Annotated in this window: 21 protein-coding genes; 6 read left to right on the top strand and 15 right to left on the bottom strand. The window is 58.2% G+C overall.

The window, feature by feature from the left end:
- Positions 1–2 precede the first annotated feature (2 nt).
- Positions 3–998 (bottom strand): ubiquinone anaerobic biosynthesis protein UbiU, encoded by a 996-nt coding sequence (gene ubiU, locus ACQUTI_RS18440; protein ID WP_004206164.1) that lies wholly within the window; start codon positions 996–998, stop codon positions 3–5.
- A 221-nt stretch (positions 999–1,219) separates the two neighbouring features.
- Here ubiU and ubiT point away from each other — a divergent pair, with 221 nt between their 5' ends.
- Entirely contained in the window at positions 1,220–1,744 is a 525-nt protein-coding gene (ubiT, locus tag ACQUTI_RS18435) for a ubiquinone anaerobic biosynthesis accessory factor UbiT (protein ID WP_002918231.1), read from the top strand.
- Complete coding sequence (locus ACQUTI_RS18430) at positions 1,738–2,241, top strand: GNAT family N-acetyltransferase (RefSeq protein WP_004206163.1); 504 nt, start codon at positions 1,738–1,740, stop codon at positions 2,239–2,241. Before ubiT ends, ACQUTI_RS18430 begins: the two co-directional genes overlap by 7 nt.
- Here the strand turns inward: ACQUTI_RS18430 and ACQUTI_RS18425 are convergent.
- Complete coding sequence (locus ACQUTI_RS18425) at positions 2,228–2,518, bottom strand: GIY-YIG nuclease family protein (RefSeq protein ID WP_025999208.1); 291 nt, start codon at positions 2,516–2,518, stop codon at positions 2,228–2,230. The genes ACQUTI_RS18430 and ACQUTI_RS18425 overlap by 14 nt on opposite strands.
- Positions 2,519–2,567: 49 nt before the next feature.
- Between ACQUTI_RS18425 and ACQUTI_RS18420 the strand changes: the two genes are divergently transcribed.
- The gene (locus ACQUTI_RS18420) at positions 2,568–3,011 is read left to right on the top strand and encodes a YhbP family protein (protein WP_004206161.1); all 444 of its coding nucleotides are present in this window, start codon (positions 2,568–2,570) and stop codon (positions 3,009–3,011) included.
- On the opposite strand, the gene ACQUTI_RS18415 is transcribed toward ACQUTI_RS18420, so the two are convergent.
- Positions 2,973–3,509 carry a type 1 glutamine amidotransferase domain-containing protein gene (locus ACQUTI_RS18415; RefSeq protein ID WP_004206160.1) on the bottom strand — a complete coding sequence of 179 codons (537 nt, stop codon included), beginning with the start codon at positions 3,507–3,509 and terminating at the stop codon, positions 2,973–2,975. The two genes, ACQUTI_RS18420 and ACQUTI_RS18415, sit on opposite strands and share 39 nt — an antisense overlap.
- Positions 3,510–3,637: 128 nt before the next feature.
- Here ACQUTI_RS18415 and ACQUTI_RS18410 point away from each other — a divergent pair, with 128 nt between their 5' ends.
- Together ACQUTI_RS18410 and ACQUTI_RS18405 are read left to right on the top strand one after the other, a co-directional pair.
- Positions 3,638–4,285 carry an NAD(P)H-binding protein gene (locus ACQUTI_RS18410; RefSeq protein WP_004206158.1) on the top strand — a complete coding sequence of 216 codons (648 nt, stop codon included), beginning with the start codon at positions 3,638–3,640 and terminating at the stop codon, positions 4,283–4,285.
- A 75-nt stretch (positions 4,286–4,360) separates the two neighbouring features.
- Positions 4,361–5,401, top strand: coding sequence for a permease (locus ACQUTI_RS18405; protein WP_135716120.1), 1,041 nt, complete (start codon positions 4,361–4,363; stop codon positions 5,399–5,401).
- A 121-nt stretch (positions 5,402–5,522) separates the two neighbouring features.
- Here the strand turns inward: ACQUTI_RS18405 and dolP are convergent, their stop codons facing one another.
- From dolP to ACQUTI_RS18385, 4 genes are read right to left on the bottom strand one after another with little or no spacing between them, the layout of a single operon-like run.
- Positions 5,523–6,098 carry a division/outer membrane stress-associated lipid-binding lipoprotein gene (gene dolP, locus ACQUTI_RS18400; protein WP_002918214.1) on the bottom strand — a complete coding sequence of 192 codons (576 nt, stop codon included), beginning with the start codon at positions 6,096–6,098 and terminating at the stop codon, positions 5,523–5,525.
- A 9-nt stretch (positions 6,099–6,107) separates the two neighbouring features.
- Positions 6,108–6,698, bottom strand: a complete 591-nt coding sequence (gene diaA / locus ACQUTI_RS18395) for a DnaA initiator-associating protein DiaA (protein WP_002918211.1) — start codon at positions 6,696–6,698, stop codon at positions 6,108–6,110.
- Positions 6,699–6,723: 25 nt separating this feature from the next.
- Entirely contained in the window at positions 6,724–7,110 is a 387-nt protein-coding gene (locus ACQUTI_RS18390; protein WP_004206155.1) for a YraN family protein, read from the bottom strand.
- A complete protein-coding gene (locus ACQUTI_RS18385) occupies positions 7,068–9,176 on the bottom strand; it encodes a penicillin-binding protein activator (RefSeq protein WP_153650076.1) in 2,109 nt (702 codons plus the stop codon). Before ACQUTI_RS18385 ends, ACQUTI_RS18390 begins: the two co-directional genes overlap by 43 nt.
- Before the next feature lie 63 nt (positions 9,177–9,239).
- Between ACQUTI_RS18385 and rsmI the strand changes: the two genes are divergently transcribed.
- The gene (rsmI, locus tag ACQUTI_RS18380) at positions 9,240–10,103 is read left to right on the top strand and encodes a 16S rRNA (cytidine(1402)-2'-O)-methyltransferase (RefSeq protein WP_004144878.1); all 864 of its coding nucleotides are present in this window, start codon (positions 9,240–9,242) and stop codon (positions 10,101–10,103) included.
- 149 nt (positions 10,104–10,252) lie between these two features.
- On the opposite strand, the gene ACQUTI_RS18375 is transcribed toward rsmI, so the two are convergent.
- The 8 genes from ACQUTI_RS18375 to ACQUTI_RS18340 form a co-directional block, all read right to left on the bottom strand.
- The gene (locus tag ACQUTI_RS18375) at positions 10,253–11,026 is read right to left on the bottom strand and encodes a DeoR/GlpR family DNA-binding transcription regulator (protein ID WP_004206153.1); all 774 of its coding nucleotides are present in this window, start codon (positions 11,024–11,026) and stop codon (positions 10,253–10,255) included.
- Positions 11,027–11,136: 110 nt separating this feature from the next.
- Positions 11,137–12,180, bottom strand: coding sequence for a galactitol-1-phosphate 5-dehydrogenase (gatD, locus tag ACQUTI_RS18370; protein WP_428923338.1), 1,044 nt, complete (start codon positions 12,178–12,180; stop codon positions 11,137–11,139).
- 49 nt (positions 12,181–12,229) lie between these two features.
- Positions 12,230–13,612 (bottom strand): galactitol-specific PTS transporter subunit IIC, encoded by a 1,383-nt coding sequence (locus ACQUTI_RS18365; protein WP_004206150.1) that lies wholly within the window; start codon positions 13,610–13,612, stop codon positions 12,230–12,232.
- A 5-nt stretch (positions 13,613–13,617) separates the two neighbouring features.
- Entirely contained in the window at positions 13,618–13,902 is a 285-nt protein-coding gene (gene gatB, locus ACQUTI_RS18360) for a PTS galactitol transporter subunit IIB (RefSeq protein ID WP_002918119.1), read from the bottom strand.
- A gap of 26 nt (positions 13,903–13,928) precedes the next feature.
- Positions 13,929–14,396 (bottom strand): PTS galactitol transporter subunit IIA, encoded by a 468-nt coding sequence (gene gatA, locus ACQUTI_RS18355; RefSeq protein WP_004206149.1) that lies wholly within the window; start codon positions 14,394–14,396, stop codon positions 13,929–13,931.
- A gap of 14 nt (positions 14,397–14,410) precedes the next feature.
- On the bottom strand, positions 14,411–15,682 hold the full coding sequence (gatZ, locus tag ACQUTI_RS18350) for a tagatose-bisphosphate aldolase subunit GatZ (protein ID WP_049092418.1): 1,272 nt from the start codon (positions 15,680–15,682) through the stop codon (positions 14,411–14,413).
- Between the two features lie 176 nt (positions 15,683–15,858).
- A complete protein-coding gene (locus ACQUTI_RS18345; protein ID WP_032456650.1) occupies positions 15,859–16,674 on the bottom strand; it encodes an HPr family phosphocarrier protein in 816 nt (271 codons plus the stop codon).
- A gap of 10 nt (positions 16,675–16,684) precedes the next feature.
- Positions 16,685–18,097 (bottom strand): PTS fructose transporter subunit IIC, encoded by a 1,413-nt coding sequence (locus ACQUTI_RS18340; protein WP_004206144.1) that lies wholly within the window; start codon positions 18,095–18,097, stop codon positions 16,685–16,687.
- Positions 18,098–18,103: the final 6 nt, after the last annotated feature.

Genomic DNA, 18,103 nt, shown 5'->3' with positions numbered 1-18,103 from the left:
TCTCACTGCCATTTACGGTGGTAGGCGCCAAGGGTGGTTTGTGTCCCTTCGGACATGGAGCCAAGGGTTTCCATCCATGCGGATTGCGGCACGAAATTCTGTGGATCGGCTTTGCAGCGATCGATCGCCTGGCGCCAGACTTTCGCTACCTGGGTGACGTAGGCCGGGCTGCGCTGACGGCCTTCGATTTTCACTGAGGCGATATTGGCGGCCATCAACTCCGGCAACAGTTCCAGGGTATTGAGGCTGGTGGGCTCCTCCAGCGCGTGATAGCGCTCGCCATCGACCAGGTAGCGGCCTTTACACAAGGTCGGATAACCGGCGTTTTCCCCATCCTGATAGCGGTCAATCAGCACTTCATTGAGACGCGATTCCAGCCCCTGTGGGGTTTGCTGCCAGCGCACGAAGCGCGCAGGCGAGCAGGCGCCGACGGTGTTGGGCGATTCGCCGGTCAGGTAGGAAGAGAGATAGCAGCGGCCTTCCGCCATGATGCACAGGCTGCCGAAGGCAAAGACTTCCAGCGGCACCGGCGTGGCGCGAGCCAACTGTTTCACCTGGTGAATAGATAACACCCGCGGCAGTACGACGCGCGCCACGTCGAAGTTGCGATGATAGAAGCGAATGGCCTCTTCATTGGTGGCGGAAGCCTGTACCGAGACATGGCGTTCTATATGCGGATAGCGCTCCGCGGCGTACTCCAGCATGGCGATATCGGCCAGAATGAGCGCATCGGCGCCCAGCTGAGCCGCCATATCCACCGCGCGCTGCCAGCGGGCGTAGCCGTCGGGGTGGGCGAAGGTGTTGATGGCGATATGCAGCTTACGACGGTGCTGATGCACAAAGCTGACGGCTTCCTGCAGTTTCTTTTCGGTGAAATTAAGGCCGGCAAAGTGGCGGGCGTTGGTGTCATCTTTCAGCCCGATATAGACGGCATCGGCGCCGTTTTCGATGGCCGCCTTAAGCGCCGGAAGGTTACCGGCTGGGCAGAGCAGCTCCATAATTTTTCCTGAAAAATGCGGCCCGTCAGGGACGCTGAATGGTTAACGAGCAGGGATTTTAGTTAACCTTCTGGTGACAATTTTTGATTTGAGGCAGTTAAAAGTGTATTGGCGGCGCCAATAACGGGCTGCCGTCATCGCGTTTTTGTTGATTTACGCCGCTATGTTGTTTATGTGATATGGCACAATAGCGGCACAATTGCATTCATGGAGTAAAGCTTGTGTTGGATAAACTGCGTTCCCGGCTGGTCCACTTTGGCCCGTCTTTAATGAGCGTGCCGGTTAAGCTGGCACCTTTTGCCCTCAAGCGCCAGGTGCTGGAGCAGGTGCTTAGTTGGCAGTTTCGCCAGGCGCTGGCGGAGGGAGAGCTGGAGTTTCTCGAGGGGCGCTGGTTAAGTATTCATGTGCGTGACATCGGTCTGCTGTGGTATACCTCGGTAGTCGATGGTCGCCTGGTGGTCAGCCAGCAGGCGGACGCCGACGTCAGCTTCAGCGCCGACGCCAGCGATCTGTTAATGATCGCCGCGCGCAAGCAGGATCCGGATACGCTATTCTTCCAGCGTCGTCTGGTTATTGAAGGCGATACGGAGCTGGGGCTGTATGTAAAAAATTTGATGGACGCCATTGAGCTCGAGCAGATGCCCAAAGCGCTGCGCGTGATGTTGCTGCAACTGGCGGATTTTGTCGAAGCTGGACTGAAGAGCCCGCAGAAACCTGAACAGACATCGGTAGGTGAGGCATGCTGATTCGAGTGGAAATTGGGATTGATGCACCGGGAATCGACGCGCTGCTGCGTCGTACCTTCGGCCGCGATGCCGAAGCGCAGCTGGTGCACGATCTGCGTGAAGATGGACTGATCACGCTGGGGGTAGTGGCGACGGATGATGAAGGCCAGGTGATCGGCTACGTTGCCTTCAGCCCGGTTGCGGTGGAAGGTGAAGAGCTACAGTGGGTCGGCCTGGCGCCGCTGGCGGTGGATGAACGCTACCGTGGACAGGGCATTGGCCGGCAGCTGGTCTATGAAGGGCTGGATTCGCTGAATGAGTTTGGCTATGCCGCGGTGGTGACGCTGGGCGACCCGGAGTTATACCGTCGCTTTGGTTTTGAACCGGCCGCGCGCTTCGATCTCCGCTGCCGCTGGCCGGACAGCGCGGAGGCGTTCCAGGTGCACCGCCTGGCGGATGACGCCCTCGAAGGTGTCCACGGCCAGGTCGAATACAGCGACCACTTTAATCGTTTTTGAGCCTTGCCAGCAGGGTTTCGACGGTATCTTCTCCGGCAACGAGGCGCTCTTTTTCGCGCTTCGTTAGCTGCTTAATGCGGTATTCCAGCCGCAAAGCAAGTGAGTGTTCACCAACTTCATGGCTAAAGGCCAGCTGCAGGTCGCCTTTGCCGCGCAACGCCTTCGCGCCTTTCCCTGCCTGATGCTGGCGAAAGCGGCGCGGCACATCGGTGGTGATGCCGGTATAGAGGCGATTATCCGCGGTTCGAATGAGATACAGAAACCAGCACACGGTTATAAAGTCACTATGGTAAGGTGTAGGCACCATAGCATAATGGAGAAGAAAGATGGATACGCTTGCCGCCATTGGCCGCTGGCTGAGTAAACAGCACGTCGTCACCTGGTGCGTCTCCCGCGACGACGAGCTGTGGTGTGCGAACGCCTTTTACGTCTATGACCCGGATAGCGTGGCCTTTTATCTGCTCAGCGATGAGCACACCCGCCACGGCCAGATGACCGGCGAGCGGGCGAAGGTGGCCGGCACGGTCAACGGCCAGCCAAAAACCGTGGCCCTGATCCGCGGCGTGCAGTTCCAGGGCGAGATCCGCCGACTGCGCGGCGACGAAGAGGCGCGTATGCGTCAGCGCTACGTCAAGCGCTTCCCGGTGGCCCGCATGCTGTCGGCGCCGGTTTGGGAGATTCGTCCGGACGAAATCAAGTTTACCGACAACACGCTGGGGTTCGGGAAAAAGCTACACTGGCGGCGCGATGCCGGCGCCGAGCAGGCGTAGCGCTTCGCGATTGAAGGCCGGCAGATCGTCCGGCGTTCTGCTGGTGACCAGCTGTTCGTTATCGACCACCACCTCCTGGTCGTAAAACTCGCCCCCGGCGTTTTTCACATCCACCACGATCGGTTTTACCGCCGTGAGCTTACGCCCGCGGATCACATCGGCGCTGATCAGCAGCTGCGGGCCGTGGCAGATGGCGAAGACCGGCTTCCCGCCGTTGACAAAATCGCGGGTAAAGGTGACAAAGCGTTCATCCCCGCGCAGCTGGTCAGGGGAATAGCCCCCGGGCAGCAACAAGGCATCAAATTCACCCGGTGTGACGTCATCAATGGCCCGATCGATGGCGACCTCTGCTTCTCCCTGTTTACCCTTCACCGTCTTGCCAGCCTGCTTTTCGATGGTCACGACCTGATGCCCGGCGAGCTTAAACGCCTCGGCGGGAGAGGTAAATTCAGAATCTTCAAAGTCGTCGGTAATGAGCACGGCTATCTTTTTACTCATGTTTCCTCCGCTATCTGGATGGTCAATGAGGTAATTCCATGATGATGGTGGATACTTACCTTGTAAGGTATTAAGCCTGGAACATGAGCCCGAAAGTGCAAGGCGGAGAATTCTGTAAAGGAGAATCAATGAGTCAGGTATTATTGACCGGCGCGACCGGGTTAGTTGGCGGTCACTTACTTCGGCTGCTGCAGAATGAGCCGAGCATCAGCGCCATCGCCGCCCCGACGCGTCGTCCACTGGCGCCGGCGGAAGGGGTTTTTAATCCGCACGATCCCCAGTTGACCGATGCCCTGGCGCAGGTGGTTGACCCGGTGGATATCGTTTTCTGCTGTCTGGGAACGACGCGCCGGGAGGCCGGGAGCAAAGAGGCCTTTGTCCATGCTGACTACACGCTGGTGGTTGATACCGCGCTGACCGGCAAACGGCTGGGTGCGCAACATATGCTGGTGGTCAGCGCGATGGGCGCCAACGCCCACTCGCCGTTTTTCTACAATCGGGTGAAGGGGGAAATGGAGGCGGCGCTGATCGAGCAGGGTTGGCCGCGGCTGACCATTGCCCGGCCGTCGATGCTCTCAGGCGAGCGGGAAAAAAAGCGGGCCAATGAGACCTTCCTCGAACCGCTGTTCCGACTCTTACCGGGGAACTGGAAATCCATTGCGGCCCGCGACGTGGCGATTGCCCTGCTGGCGGAGGCGCTGTCGCCTACTCACGAAGGGGTGCAAATTCTCTCATCGTCCGAGCTGCGGGAGCGTGCCGCGCGGCAGGCGGAATAGCGGTTTGCAAACGCAGGCTTCCGGCGTAGTATTCACGGCTTCAATTCATATCCACATTTCTTGCTGGGGAATGCTATGGCTGGTCAGTCTTCATCTCAGGCGGCGTCACCATTTCAATGGTGGAAGCCCGCGCTTTTCTTTCTCGTCGTGATTGTCGGCCTGTGGTTCGTCAAATGGCAGCCATACTACGGGAAAGCCTTCACCGCTGCGGAAACCCACAGTATCGGTAAATCCATTCTCGCCCAGGCCGACGCTAACCCGCTGAAGGCGGCGTGGGACTACGCGGTGGTTTACTTCCTTGCCGTCTGGAAAGCGGCGGTGCTCGGCGTGCTGCTCGGGTCGCTGATTCAGGTGCTGATCCCGCGCGACTGGCTGCTGCGCACCCTGGGACAATCGCGTTTTCAGGGGACGCTGCTGGGGACGATTTTCTCGCTGCCAGGCATGATGTGCACCTGCTGCGCCGCGCCGGTCGCGGCCGGGATGCGCAAACAGCAGGTGTCGATGGGCGGGGCGCTGGCGTTCTGGATGGGCAACCCGCTGCTCAACCCGGCGACGTTGGTGTTTATGGGCTTCGTGCTGGGCTGGCAGTTTGCGTTGGTTCGCCTGGTGGCGGGCCTGGCGACGGTGTTGATTGTCGCGACGCTGGTGCAGAAATGGGTAAAAGAGGCGGCGACGCAGCCTGCCGTGGTGCCTGAAGCGCAAGCGAAAGCGGCCCAGAGCGGCTTCTTTAGCCGCTGGCTGCGGGCGCTGTGGACGCTGTTCTGGAACACCATCCCGGTTTATATCCTCGCGGTACTGGTGCTGGGGGCGGCGCGCGTCTGGCTGTTCCCGCACGCCGATGGCGTGGTGGATAATACCTTGTTCTGGGTCATCGCGATGGCGATTGCCGGCTGTCTGTTTGTGATCCCTACCGCGGCGGAAATTCCGATTGTCCAGACGATGATGCTGGCGGGGATGGGCGTTGCGCCGGCGCTGGCGCTGCTGATTACGTTGCCGGCAGTGAGCGTGCCATCGTTGATTATGCTGCGCAAAGCCTTTCCGGCCAAAGCGCTGTGGCTGACTGGCGGGCTGGTGGCGCTGTGCGGGGCGATTGTCGGTGCGCTGGCGCTGGTGTAGTTTGCCGTAAACGTACGGATAGCCGGATGGAGTGTCGGGCGGCGGCTACGCCTTACCCGGCACACAACGGACAGGGGGCGGTAGCCCGGCTAAGCGTAGCGCCAGCCGGGAAATTGCAGCTTTATTTTATATAGGTAAAGGCGGTGGTCACCCGGGACACGCCGCTCACCCGGCTGGCGATATCCGCCGCCGCGCGGCCTTCACGGTCGGTCACCAGTCCCATCAGGAAGACTTCGCTGTTTTCCGTGGTCACCTTCACGTTCGAGGATTTGACCTGATCGGTGCTCAGCAGCTGCGAACGCACCTTGGTGGTAATCCAGGTATCAGAAGAGGCGGTGCCTAAACCAATCGGCTGGCCCTGGCGCACTTCGTTAAACACTTCCGTGGTTCCTTCCACACCCATGGCGATTTGCTTGGCGCGGGCAGAGAGATCTGGCGTCGGCGACTGACCGGTCAGCAGGACTTTGCCCTGATAAGCGGTAACGTTGATGCGGGCCTGTTTCTTAATCTGTTCATCTTTCGACAAGGCGCTATTAACGCGCAGTTCCAGGGTGCTGTCATCGACCTGGGTTCCCACCGTACGCGGGTCCGTTGCGGCTTTAGTGCCGACTGCTGCCGTTCCGACAACCGCGGCGGCAACGCAGCCCTGCAGCAGTAGTGCTGAAAGCAGGATGGCGAGGGGCGAGAGAGCCTTCATGTGTTCTCCTTAATCGTCCTGGTGTGGAAAAAGAGTGTTATCTATCAAATCGCACAGACAGTTGACGGTCAGCATATGCATCTCCTGGATACGCGCGCTGCGGTGTGAGGGGATGCGGATTTCGACATCCTGCTGACCTAACAGGCCCGCCAGCTCACCGCCGTCATAGCCGGTTAACGCGACGATGGTCATGTCGCGGGTCACGGCGGCTTCCACCGCCTTGACGATGTCCCGACTGTTACCGCGCGTGGAGATTGCCAGCAGCACATCGCCAGCGTGTCCCAGGGCGCGCACCTGCTTGGCGTAAATCTCGTCATGCAGGCGATCGTTAGCGATGGCAGTTAAGACCACATTATCGGTGTTTAGTGCAATGGCGGGTAAACCAGGGCGTTCCGTTTCAAAACGATTAATCATGCTGGCAGCAAAATGCTGTGCGTTGGCGGCGGAAGTGCCATTACCACAACAGAGGATTTTGTTGCCGTTGAGCAGGGACTGCACGAGCGTCATCGCCGCCCGGGAGATGGCGTCCGGGAGTGCTTCTGCTGCGGCAATTTGGGTTTGAATGCTTTCGGTAAAGCAGGCTTTGATTCTGTCGAGCACGGGATCCCTTACTTCTGGTATTACGCTATTCGCCAAAGGCGTTTTTTAGCCATTGGATGTCGTTTCCGGTGAAGGCTACCACATCGAAACGGCAATCCACAGTCTCAAAGCTCCCATTCTGTCGGCAGAGCCACAAACGGGCGGCTTTAAGCAGGCGTTGCTGTTTTTGCGGGGTGACGCTGGCCGCCGCGTCACCGTACAGAGCGCTGCGGCGGTAGCGCACCTCGACAAAGACGGTGACGGCGCCGTCGCGCATAATGAGGTCAATTTCGCCGCCACGCTCGCGAGCATTGGCGGCAATAAAACGCAGGCCCTGGCTTTCAAGCCAGCGGCGAGCACGGTTTTCCCATGCATCGCCGGTCTGTTTGCTTAGCTGGCCGGGACGATTTGTCCCTGCTGGTATTTGAGCCATGACAGTTTCCTGGTAATCACGCAGTCCTGAGTCGCCGTCAGATCGCCGGTATTCCCGTTCAACTCGAAGCCCGTTGTCTGGCGCATTTGCGTGAAGTGGTTTGCCAGCGACCAGGCGTCAGCGCCCATCGCATACAGACGCGCCAGCGAGTAGTCATTGCGCACCGCAGACAGCGCCTGCTGCATCAACGCCGGGTTGCTGCCAGCCAGCATCGGGATTTCGCTATACTGCAGGCCTTCCATCTCCAGACGGAAATCCGGACCTGCGGTGCCCTGTGCGCTGCGCGAGCTGGCGTACAGGGTGACATTGCTCTGGCTGCCGTTGCGCATCGCGATCATGGGTTTGATATAGCCAATCTGTTCCGGGGTGGCGAGGATATAGGCCGCGTCGACGCTGCCGCCGCTGCTAACCGGCATTTCATCCGCCGTGCCGAGGACGCTGTTCTGCGCTGATGGCAGGGTGGAGACCGGGGTGCCGCTCAGCGCAATGCCCCCTCCGCCGTTAACGCCGGCGCGCAGCTCCGCCGTGGAGCCAAAACGCTGCTGCAGGACGCTGGCGCCGCCCAGCTTCAGCCACTCGTCGGCAAACGCGTTGACCACACGATCGCCCAGCGCGCCGCGCGGAACCAGCAACAACGGCGTCTGTTTGCCCTGTTGATGGATGTGTCGGGCGGCGTCACGCGCTTCGTCTTCCGGTGACAGCGCGAAATAGCAGATATTAGCGCGGCCTTCGACCTTCTCCGGCTGGTTGAGCGCCAGCACGTTGAGCGGCGTATTGCTCTTGAGAACATCTTCGACATTCTCTTTTAGCAGCGGCCCGACGACCAGGGTGGCGCCGTCCTGCTGAGCCAGGGCAAGGAGCTGGCCGATCGGCTGGCTGGTGGTATCGTAAATTTTCAGTTCCGCAGAGGGATTGGCGGCGGTGGCGACCACTGGCTGCGGCTGTGCGGCCGGGGCGGTGACCGGCTGGGTGACCGGGGACGCGGTGGTCTGCGGCGTGGTGGTCGCTTCCGGCGCCTGAGCCGCCGGCTCCGCCGCTGGCGTTGCCTGAGTTTGCGCCGGGGCCTGCACCGGTTCAGCGCGACTTCCGGCAGCCGTCAGATCGCTAATTTCCGCCTGCGACGGGCTTACCACGTCATCGTTACCGGACGTGTTCGCCGCCTGAGCAACCTGAGCGGGAACCGCGCTGCCCGTCACCGACGGCGCGCCGTTTTTGGCGGCTTCGAAGCCCTGCTGGATGGTGCGGCCGAAGATCGAGGCCTGGCCGTTCAGCGGCAGGAAAAGCGCAATCTTGTTGATGGAGGCGGGCTTATAGTTTTGCATGTTCACCAGCGCCGTTGGCAGCATTTTGGCGCCAGGGTTTTGCGGGTAGCGCGTCTGCCAGTCTTTGACGCCGGCTTTCAGCAGCGTGGGATCGTTGCGGTTGTCAAACCACATCCGCTGCAGATCCAGCCAGCCCTGGAGGGTGTTTTCATCGGCATTGATCACCAGCTCATTGGCCTGATCCTGGGTCATCGCAGTCAGCGCTTGCCAGGTCGCGTCAATATTTTGCTGGCGCTGTTTGGCATCGCTCAGCAGCGGCTGCTGGGCGATTAAGGCGCGCAGCAGAGTCACCGAGGGTTTGCCCTGGCTGGCATCGATTTGCGCCTGCCAGTAGCGCGCCTGCTGAGGCTGCTCCAGGCTTGCCGGGTCAAGCTTAGCCAGCAGAATACGGGCCCCCTGATAGTCGTTCTGCGCCAGCTTTACTTCTATTGCCAGCAGTGACTGTTCACGGGCCTGGGTGCTGTCCAGGTTGGACGGCAGCTGGTTAAACAGGTCGATGGCCTGCTGCTGCTTTCCTTCCTGCAGCAGTGCACGAATGGCGAGTAATTGCCAGTTGGTCTTGCTATCATTCGTGCTTTGCTGCATCTGCTGCAAGTAGAAACTGGAGTTGGCCTGCGACGTACCCTGCATAAACGCCGTGCTTTGATCCTGCGTGTGGGTGCCGCAGCCAGCAAAAAGAAGAGTCGCCAGCAATACGGGCAGACAGCGCGCGGGCTTAGAGCGAAGAAATGTTGACGGTACCATAAGTGTCCAGTGATATTTTTTTGGCTCAATGCTCAATATTAAATCGGCAATACGGACGAGACAATGAAACAACACGAATCAGCGGATAATTCTCAGGGGCAGCTCTATATTGTGCCCACTCCGATAGGAAATCTGTCTGATATCACGCAGCGCGCACTGGAAGTGTTGCAAGCCGTTGATTTAATTGCTGCGGAGGATACCCGCCACACCGGTTTGCTGCTGCAACATTTTGCGATTAACGCCCGTTTATTTGCGCTTCACGACCATAACGAGCAGCAAAAGGCGGAAACACTTCTCGCTAAACTGAAAGAAGGGCAAAACATCGCGCTGGTCTCCGATGCGGGCACGCCGCTGATTAACGACCCAGGCTATCATCTGGTGCGTACCTGCCGCGAAGCCAATATCCGCGTCGTGCCGCTGCCGGGTCCTTGTGCGGCTATCGCCGCCCTGAGCGCCGCTGGCCTGCCTTCCGACCGTTTCTGTTATGAAGGCTTCCTGCCGGCGAAATCGAAAGGCCGTCGCGATACCCTTAAAGCGCTGGAAGAAGAGCCGCGCACCCTTATCTTCTATGAGTCGACCCACCGGCTGGTGGAGAGTCTGGAAGATATCTGCGCGGTACTGGGAGAATCTCGCTATGTGGTGCTGGCCCGCGAGCTGACCAAAACCTGGGAATCGATCCACGGCGCGCCGATTGGCGAGCTGGTGGCGTGGGTCAAGGAAGACGAAAACCGTCGCAAAGGCGAGATGGTGCTGATCGTCGAAGGCTTTAAGGCGCAGGAAGAGGCGCTGCCGGCGGCCGCGCTGCGGACTCTGGCGCTGCTGCAGGCGGAACTGCCGCTGAAGAAAGCCGCCGCGCTGGCCGCGGAAATCCACGGCGTGAAGAAAAATGCGTTGTATAAGTATGCCCTGGAGCAGCAGGGGGAGTGATCCTGTAGACCCAATTGAAGTCTGGCAAGCAGCCCTTCAGATAGTGAAGAGCTGCTTGAGCGTCCTCCTACATGTCGGAAGAAATGTCGGAAGAAAAGTGCAGATTCACTTGCGATACCAATGCTGAGTTTTCGCATCGCTAAGCGCAATCACACTATCTTCAGTTCCACCTTTTTGCTGCTTAACGCTGCACGGTCATTTTCGCTAATGCCGTCGTCGGTGATCACGCAGTCTATTTTTTCCATCGGCAGTACCTGGTTAAAGCCCCGGCGATTGAATTTGCTGGCGTCGAGCACGGCGATCACCTGATGCGCGGCGGCGGCCATCACGCTGCTGATGGAGTAACCTTCGTTAAAGGTGGTGATACCGTTGGTGGCGTCGATACCGTCGGCGCCGACAAACATCAAATCGGCGCAAATTCCCTGCAGCGAACGTTCGGCAATTGTGCCGTGCATCGAATGCGTTTTGTGCCGCACGGTACCGCCGCATACCACCAGGGTGATGTCTTTATTTTCCGCCAGGGTAAACGCGGCGGGCAGGCTGTTGGTGATCACGGTGATATTGGTCATCCGCACCAGCGCCTCGGCAATCAGCAGGGTTGTGCTGCCGCTATCGAGGATCACCGTCATACCTTCACGGATCATTGCCGCGGCGGCCTGGGCGATGCGCTTTTTGGGATCGCTGGCAAGCTGATAACGATCTTCCAGTACCACTTCCTGATTTTCGGCGTCGGTCAGGTCGCTGCCCGCACGGGCGGCGCCGCCGTGAAAACGGGTTAACAGCCCTTTCTCTTCCAGTAAGCGGAGATCGGCGCGAATCGTTACCTCAGAGATGCCAAAGAGATTCGAAAGGTCTAGAACCAATACGCTACCCTGCGTATTCACCATATCGACGATTTTGTTCCTTCGTTCAAATGAGTTCATCTTGATTTGCCTGATAATTAACTCATCTCAGTGTAATCGAAGGGTAACGAAAGTTGAACGATAATTTTCGAAAGGTTTGATGAGCCAGCGCCGAGGGCTGGCTCGGGCGGTCAGGAGAGTTTGAGCAGGATTTTGCCCTGCATCGGCGCGCCGTTGAGCGCCTGCACTTCACGCGCAAAGCTCTCCGCGTCACCGCGGTGGGCGATCAGCGGCGCCAGCTGCAGGCGTTTTTCTGTCAGCAGGCGGGTGACCGTTTGCCACTCTTCTCCTGGCCACGGGCCAGAGTAGTTCATCCAGCTACCGACAATATTCAACTCCTTGCGCAGGATCTGCCCGAAGGTGGCGGCCGGGAGGGTTAAATCGTAATGGAGCGTGCCGACCAGCGCCAGCTGCGCCCGCGGCCCGGCGGCTTCAATCGCTAATGCGACGGTCTGCGGCGTACCGGCGGTCTCGAGGACTAACTGGTCGAACTGAATGGCTTCCAGCGCCTGCTGAATCGCCTGGCCGCTCATCTCGCGGCTGTTGAACACACGGGTTGCGCCAAGGGTTTTGGCCAGTTCCAGTTTCTGCGGATTGATATCGATCGCCGTGACGCTGTTGGCGCCCAGTTCGCGGGCGCACTGCAGCGCCAGCAGGCCAATGGTGCCGGCACCGATAATAATCACGTTTTTACCTTCGCAGCCCTGCGCCAGATGGAAAGCGTGCAGGCCAACGGTTATCGGTTCGATAAACGCGCCGTCATCAATTGGCATCTGGTCCGGCAGGCGGAACAGGTTGGCGCGCTTTACCACCACATATTCGGCGTTGCCGCCTTCGCTGCGTGAGCCGACGAACTGATACTGTTTACATAAAGAGAAATACTCGCGCTGGCACTGCGGGCACTGGAAGCAGGGCAGCAGCGGCACGCAGGCGACGGCATCGCCGGGCTGCAGGTCGGTTACCGCCGCGCCGTAGGATTCCACATAGCCGCTGAATTCGTGTCCCAGCGTAATAGGGTAGTAATGCGCGCCTTTGGCGAAAATGCGCGGGATATCAGAGCCGCATAATCCGGAACTGACTACTTTGACCAGGACATCGTTTTCCGTTTGCAGCGTAGGGATAGGGCGTTCTTCAACGCAGACGTTCCCCTCAGCATGGATTACCACTGATTTCATAACATTCTCCAGCTATAAGATTGAGGGGAGCGAACGCTCCCCTTTTAGATCAAGACATGCCTGTACTTTGTTGCGGGGCAGCGCTTTTTTCTGCTTTTTCCGCCGCGATGAAGCCGCGAGCGCGACGCCAGGTTAGTAAAACGCCGGCCAGATAAATGATACCGATGACCGCGAAGCCAACCACATTTTGCCAGGTAAAGAGCTGGATCAGCAGCCAGGTAATCGGCGAACCACCCTGGTCCATTGAGGCCACCATGCCGCCGGCTTTCAGGGCCCCGGCGTTTGCCGCCAGCTGGGTGTGCAGGCCAATCGTCTGGGTGGCGATCCACAGGGTGATACCCATAATGATGACCCCGGAAATCAACGTGCGGAACAGGTTACCCTGATGTACCGCCACTGCCATTGCCACGAAGAAGCCGATGGTGGCCAGATCGCCAAACGGCAGAACCTGGTTGCCAGGAACCACGACGGCGATAAGAATGGTCAGCGGGATGAAGATCAGGCTGGCCGAGACCACCGAGGTATGGCCGAGCAGCAGCGCCGGGTCGAGACCAATCAGGAACTCCTGGCCGCCAAATTTGGCCTGCAGACGCTTACGCGCCTGTTTGGCTATCGGCGTAAGGCCATCCATAATCGGCTTGATCACCCGTGGCATCAGCAGCATCACCGCTGCGGTTTTCACCGCCAGCTGAAGAATGCCCTTCAGGTCGTAACCCGCCAGCGCGCCAATCACCAGCCCCATGACGAAGCCAACGGTAACCGGTTCACCGAAGGGACCGAAGCGTTTCTGAATGTCATCGGCGCTAAAGTGAATGCGGTTAAGGCCGGGGATCTTGTCGATGATGGTATCCACGAGGACAGCAACCGGCCCTAAATACGCCGAACTACCGTGGGGTATCGCAATACCCTCAAGGCCGAAGAAATCGCGGGTATCTTTGGCAAACCAGTCGCCCAGCTTATACACAAAGGCGGCATGCACCACCACGCCGAGAATACCTATCCAGTACGACCCGGTAGCGATGTGCAGCATCGCGCCGGTAAAGGTCATATGCCAGATGTTCCAGATATCGACGTTCACCACGCGGGTCATACGGGTAACCAGCATCACGATATTGACCACGATGGCCACCGGGATTGCCACCAGGGCGATTTGCGACGCCCAGGTCATCGGTGATGAACCCGGCCAACCGATATCGATCACATGAAGATTAATCTGGAAATGCTCCGCCATCGCCTTTGCCGCCGGGCCGATGGAGTCGAGCATCAGGCCAATGACCAGCCCGATACCGACGAAACCGATCCCGATATGCAGACCAGATTTAAAACAATCCCCGAGCTTCATCCCCAGTAATTTGGAGAAGATAATGATCACGATCGGCAGCATCACCGTCGGACCAAGATCGAGGATATAACGCATGATTTCGCTAAACATGGCGTTTACTCCGCGAGGATGCCGAGAATTTTCTGTTGTAAGGCTTCAATGCCGACGCCCGAAACGAACGGCATGCCGTGCACCACCGGAATGTCGCCGAAGGTTCGCTCCACGCGTGCGGTGGTGCAGATAAGATCCGCCCCGTCCATGTAGGTTTCGATTTCATTAACCCGGCACTGCACCAAATCCAGTTCAATATTGTGGTCTGCACATAGCTCTTTAATCTCTTCAGCCGCCATCGTGGAGGTGGCGACGGCACCGCCACAGGCGACGATAACTTTACGTTTCATAGGGTACCCCTTTTATTATCAGTATCTTATGAAGCCACGGCGTTAAGCTCGGGCTCAAGGATAAATTGCTGGAACCGCACCGGTAGCTGATCGTCGGAAGCGGCGAGCAGTGCCTCCAGTGTGTGCGGATTTTGTAGCTCACTAAATAACCGGCGCAGCAGCTTCAGCTGTGCCGCCGGGTTTTCAACAATCAGCGCGATGATGAGCGAAACATCGATTTCGCCGTCGTCGTCAGCGCGCTGAAAAGGGACCGGCATGTCCGGACGTATCAGGTAAATGGCCGGCGATTTCGCGTGAACCGCTTCGCAGTGCGGGATAGCGACAGCGTGTTGTTCCAGGGCGATGCCGGTGGGAAAAGTCGCTTCGCGTTCGAGCAGGGCGGCGGGATAGCTATCGTGTACGACGCCTCGCGCCAGCATCTCTGCGCCAATGTGTTCCAGTGCCTGTTGGCTGGAACTGAAATGAATGCCGGTACGAACAAACAGTTGACTCATATATCCTCTTAACTTCAGGCGGTTTCAGAAGAACAGCCGTAGCGATAGGCACGCAGGACATCCTGGATTTTGTCGAGGATCAGCGCGTGCGGCTCGGCGTTCAGTTCATTCAGCGACAGTCGTTCAAACTGCACCGGCATATACTGGCTGATAAGCCCCAGCGGCAGCTTAGCGTCGGTCAGATTAGCGATAAGTTTCTCAACGCTCTGGCGAATACGCGGATGCGGCCAGTAATAACGGATACGGTCGGAAAGGCTGAAGTGGATATCGACCATCGCCTGGCTCCAGGTGGGGCGATAGTATTTTTTCCAGTAGCCCGGCTCGTTAAGCATCACTTCGTCGATCACCTCCATTACGCGGCTGCGAGACTCCGGGGCGATCAGCTCATTTTCCATTTGGGCGAGGGCAAAGATGGCTTCACGCAGGGCAAAGGTGAGCGCCGGGCCGACTTTCAGAATGGCGAAGTGGTCGCGGACCAGCGCACGATAAGCCTGGCGGGTTTGGTAGTCGGTGGAGTGCGCTTCGTAGACCATCGGGGTGCTTTCGATCCAGGCGGAAAGCGCTTTCGCTTCCTGCGGCTGGTAATGAATGATTTGCGTATGGTCAAACTCCACGCCTGGCTGCACGACGATGGCGATCACGCGTTCCAGCGCGGCGTCGAGGCCCAGCTTGCGGAAGGCGGCTTCATGGGTTTCGAGCGTCGCGGCGGCATCCTGCGCCCGGGTGACATGTACGCTGCCGATGGTGCTGGCCTCACCGCCGGGAACCGGAACTTCGGTCCCGATGACGTAGGTCAGGTGGCGCTTTTGCTCAGCGCTGGCGTTCTCTTCGGCAGCCTGACACAGGCGGGCGGCGCGCTCAGCAACCACACCAGGATCCAACGGCACCGGATCGTCAGCACAGGACATTGACGCATCAAGATGGATTTTGCTAAAGCCGGCGGCGACGTAGGCCTTGATCAGGTCGATTGATTTTTCCATCGCCACGGCTGCTGGTTCATCTTGCCAGCAGTTCGGCCCGAGATGATCGCCGCCAAGAATAATGCGCTCAGCCGGGAAACCGACGGTACGCGCGATGTTGTAGACGAAGTCGCGGAAATCGGCCGGCTGCATGCCGGTGTAGCCACCAAACTGATTTACCTGGTTGGACGTCGCTTCGATCAGCACCTTGTTGTTGGTCGGCAGATCGAAACGTAACGCCGCTTCGATAACCAGCGGATGCGCTGAACACACTGAACAGATGCCGATATGTTCGCCGGACTTGTGGCGAGAGATAATTTCTTTCATTTACAACCTCCGTTTTCTTTCGAATATATTCGTTATGTTTTGTTTTGGTCGCAAATGGCTTTGTTTTGAATTGTGATCTGTATCGATAAATAGTGATGTAACGCAGTGAAAGGTGTCGTCTTTCGAGACAAAAACGCCCTGACCAGGAAGGCAGGGCGTTTTTAATTGATTGAAAATTAACTAAATAGTCGGGAGAGCCAGCTGCGTTTCGTTTTGACGGTTTCCTGAGAGACCTGCTGCGGCTGGGCGGCAATTTCGCCGAGACCGGCGTTAAAAGCGTCGCCAATGGCTTTTAACGCCTGCTGCGCATCGTTGCCGCTGGCCATAAAGTGCAGACGATGACCCTGTTTGGCACCCAGCGATACGACGCGCATCAGATTTTTGGCATCAACAATCGCGGAGCGCGTATCCAGGTTTTCGACCTGGATTTGCGATCGCCACTGCTTGACGGCTTTCACCAGCACCGCGCTGGGGCGGGCATGAAGACCGTGCGGATTGCGCAGGGTAAAGGTGGCCTCTTCGTCAAAATGCGGCGCGGGTTGCGGTTCTTCGCCTGCCGGCAGAGGGATATCGCCAGCGAGAATTTCCAGCACCGCCTGAGGGGTATCGGCGCGCGTCAGCGCCTCAGGCACCCGATCGTCGCCCAGGGCATGGGTGAGCTGGCGCAAAATATCGAGATGCTCATTGTCCTGAGCCGCAATACCGACAATCAGATAGGCGGTTTGCTCCTCACCCCAGTCAATCCCCTGCGGACAAGCCAGCACCTTAACGCCCGTTTTGAGCACTGCGTCGCGACTGTGCGGCGTACCGTGGGGAATGGCGATGCCGTTGCCCAGATAGGTGCTGATTTGCTCCTCGCGCTCGCGCATGCCTTGCAGATAGGCTGCTTGCGTATGTCCGGCCTGAGTCAGGGCTGCAACGACACGCTGTAGCGCCTCGTCTTTCGTTTTGACCTGACGATCGAAACAAATATCGGCAGAAGTCAGTTGCATAGCGTGCTCCTTATTTCATGGCGCCAGCAAGAGCTGTCGCTTTGTCAGTGCGTTTTTGCCACAGCCGCCAGCATCCCAGCATAAGTGCGCCGCAGGCGGAACCGGCGAGAATGCACAGCACCCACATCAACGGTTTGCTGACCAGCGGCAGGATTAAGAAGCCGCCGTGCGGTGCCGGAACCTGAATATGCAAGCTGTAGCTGAGTACCGCAGAAATTGAGGAGGCGATCATCATCATCGGGATCACCCGCAGTGGATCCTTGGCGGCGAAGGGAATTGCACCTTCGGTAATGTGCGTGCAGCCGAGGATATAGTTGACCATCCCGGCGGCGCGTTCTTCCTCGCTAAAGCCTTTCGGAAAGAACGTGGTCGCCAGGGCGATGACCAGCGGCGGCGTAATGCAGGCGGCAGACACACCGGCCATAAAGAAATAGTTACCTTGCCCCAGCAGCAGCGTACCGGTGACATAGGCCGCTTTGTTGACCGGCCCGCCGAAATCGAAGGAACACATTGCGCCGACCACGATCCCCAGCAGGATGGGGTTGGCTTCCTGCAGAGAACTGAGCCAGTTCATCATGCCATTGTTGATCGCTGCCACCGGCTGGCCGAGCAGGACCATCATCACGCCAATCACCAGGACGCCGATCAGCGGCATAATGAAGATCGACTTCAGCCCTTCGTACTGCCGCGGCAGACCGTCGAGCAGATGACGGATCAGCAGCATAAAATACCCAGCTGCAAAACCGGCGATGATCCCACCGAGGAACCCGGCGCCGGTGGCGTTCGCCAGCAGGCCGCCGACAAAACCGGCAACCATACCCGGGCGGCCAGATATCGACCAGGCAATGTAGGCGGTAAACACCGGCACCATGATCGAGAACGCCTGCTGACCGACTTTCATCAGGGTGGCGGCAATCACGTTATACTGCGGTGAATTCGGATCGGCGGAGTAGATGCCCCACAGGAAAGAAACGGCGATTAAGATCCCGCCGGCGACAACGAACGGCAGCATGTTGGAAACGCCGCTCATCAGATGTTTGTAAATCTGTCGGCCGAAGGATTCTCGCTCATATTTCTCGGCGGGATCCGTCGTCGCGGAGAGTCCCTGGCGACGCTGCGCCTGACCGTTAACGACTTTATTAATTAATTCCGCCGGATGGTGAATGGCTTCTTTAACCGGCACCTCGATAACGGGTAAGCCATTAAAACGTTCGGCATTAACATCTTTATCGGCAGCGATAATTACGCCATAAATATCCTTCAGGTCTTCCGGCGTAATGGCATTTTCTACGCCGGAAGCGCCATTGGTTTCGACTTTTATTTCAACGTTTAATTTTTTCGCTGCGGTTTTTAAGGCCTCTTCAGCCATAAATGTATGAGCAATACCTGTAGGGCAGCCGGTAACGGCAATAATTTTTTTCATAATCGG

It is taken from the genome of Klebsiella sp. 7-CIP_Kleb. (assembly GCF_050378655.1).
GTDB classification, from domain to species: Bacteria; Pseudomonadota; Gammaproteobacteria; order Enterobacterales; family Enterobacteriaceae; genus Klebsiella; species Klebsiella quasipneumoniae.
This window is presented reverse-complemented; position numbering and strand designations above follow the sequence as displayed.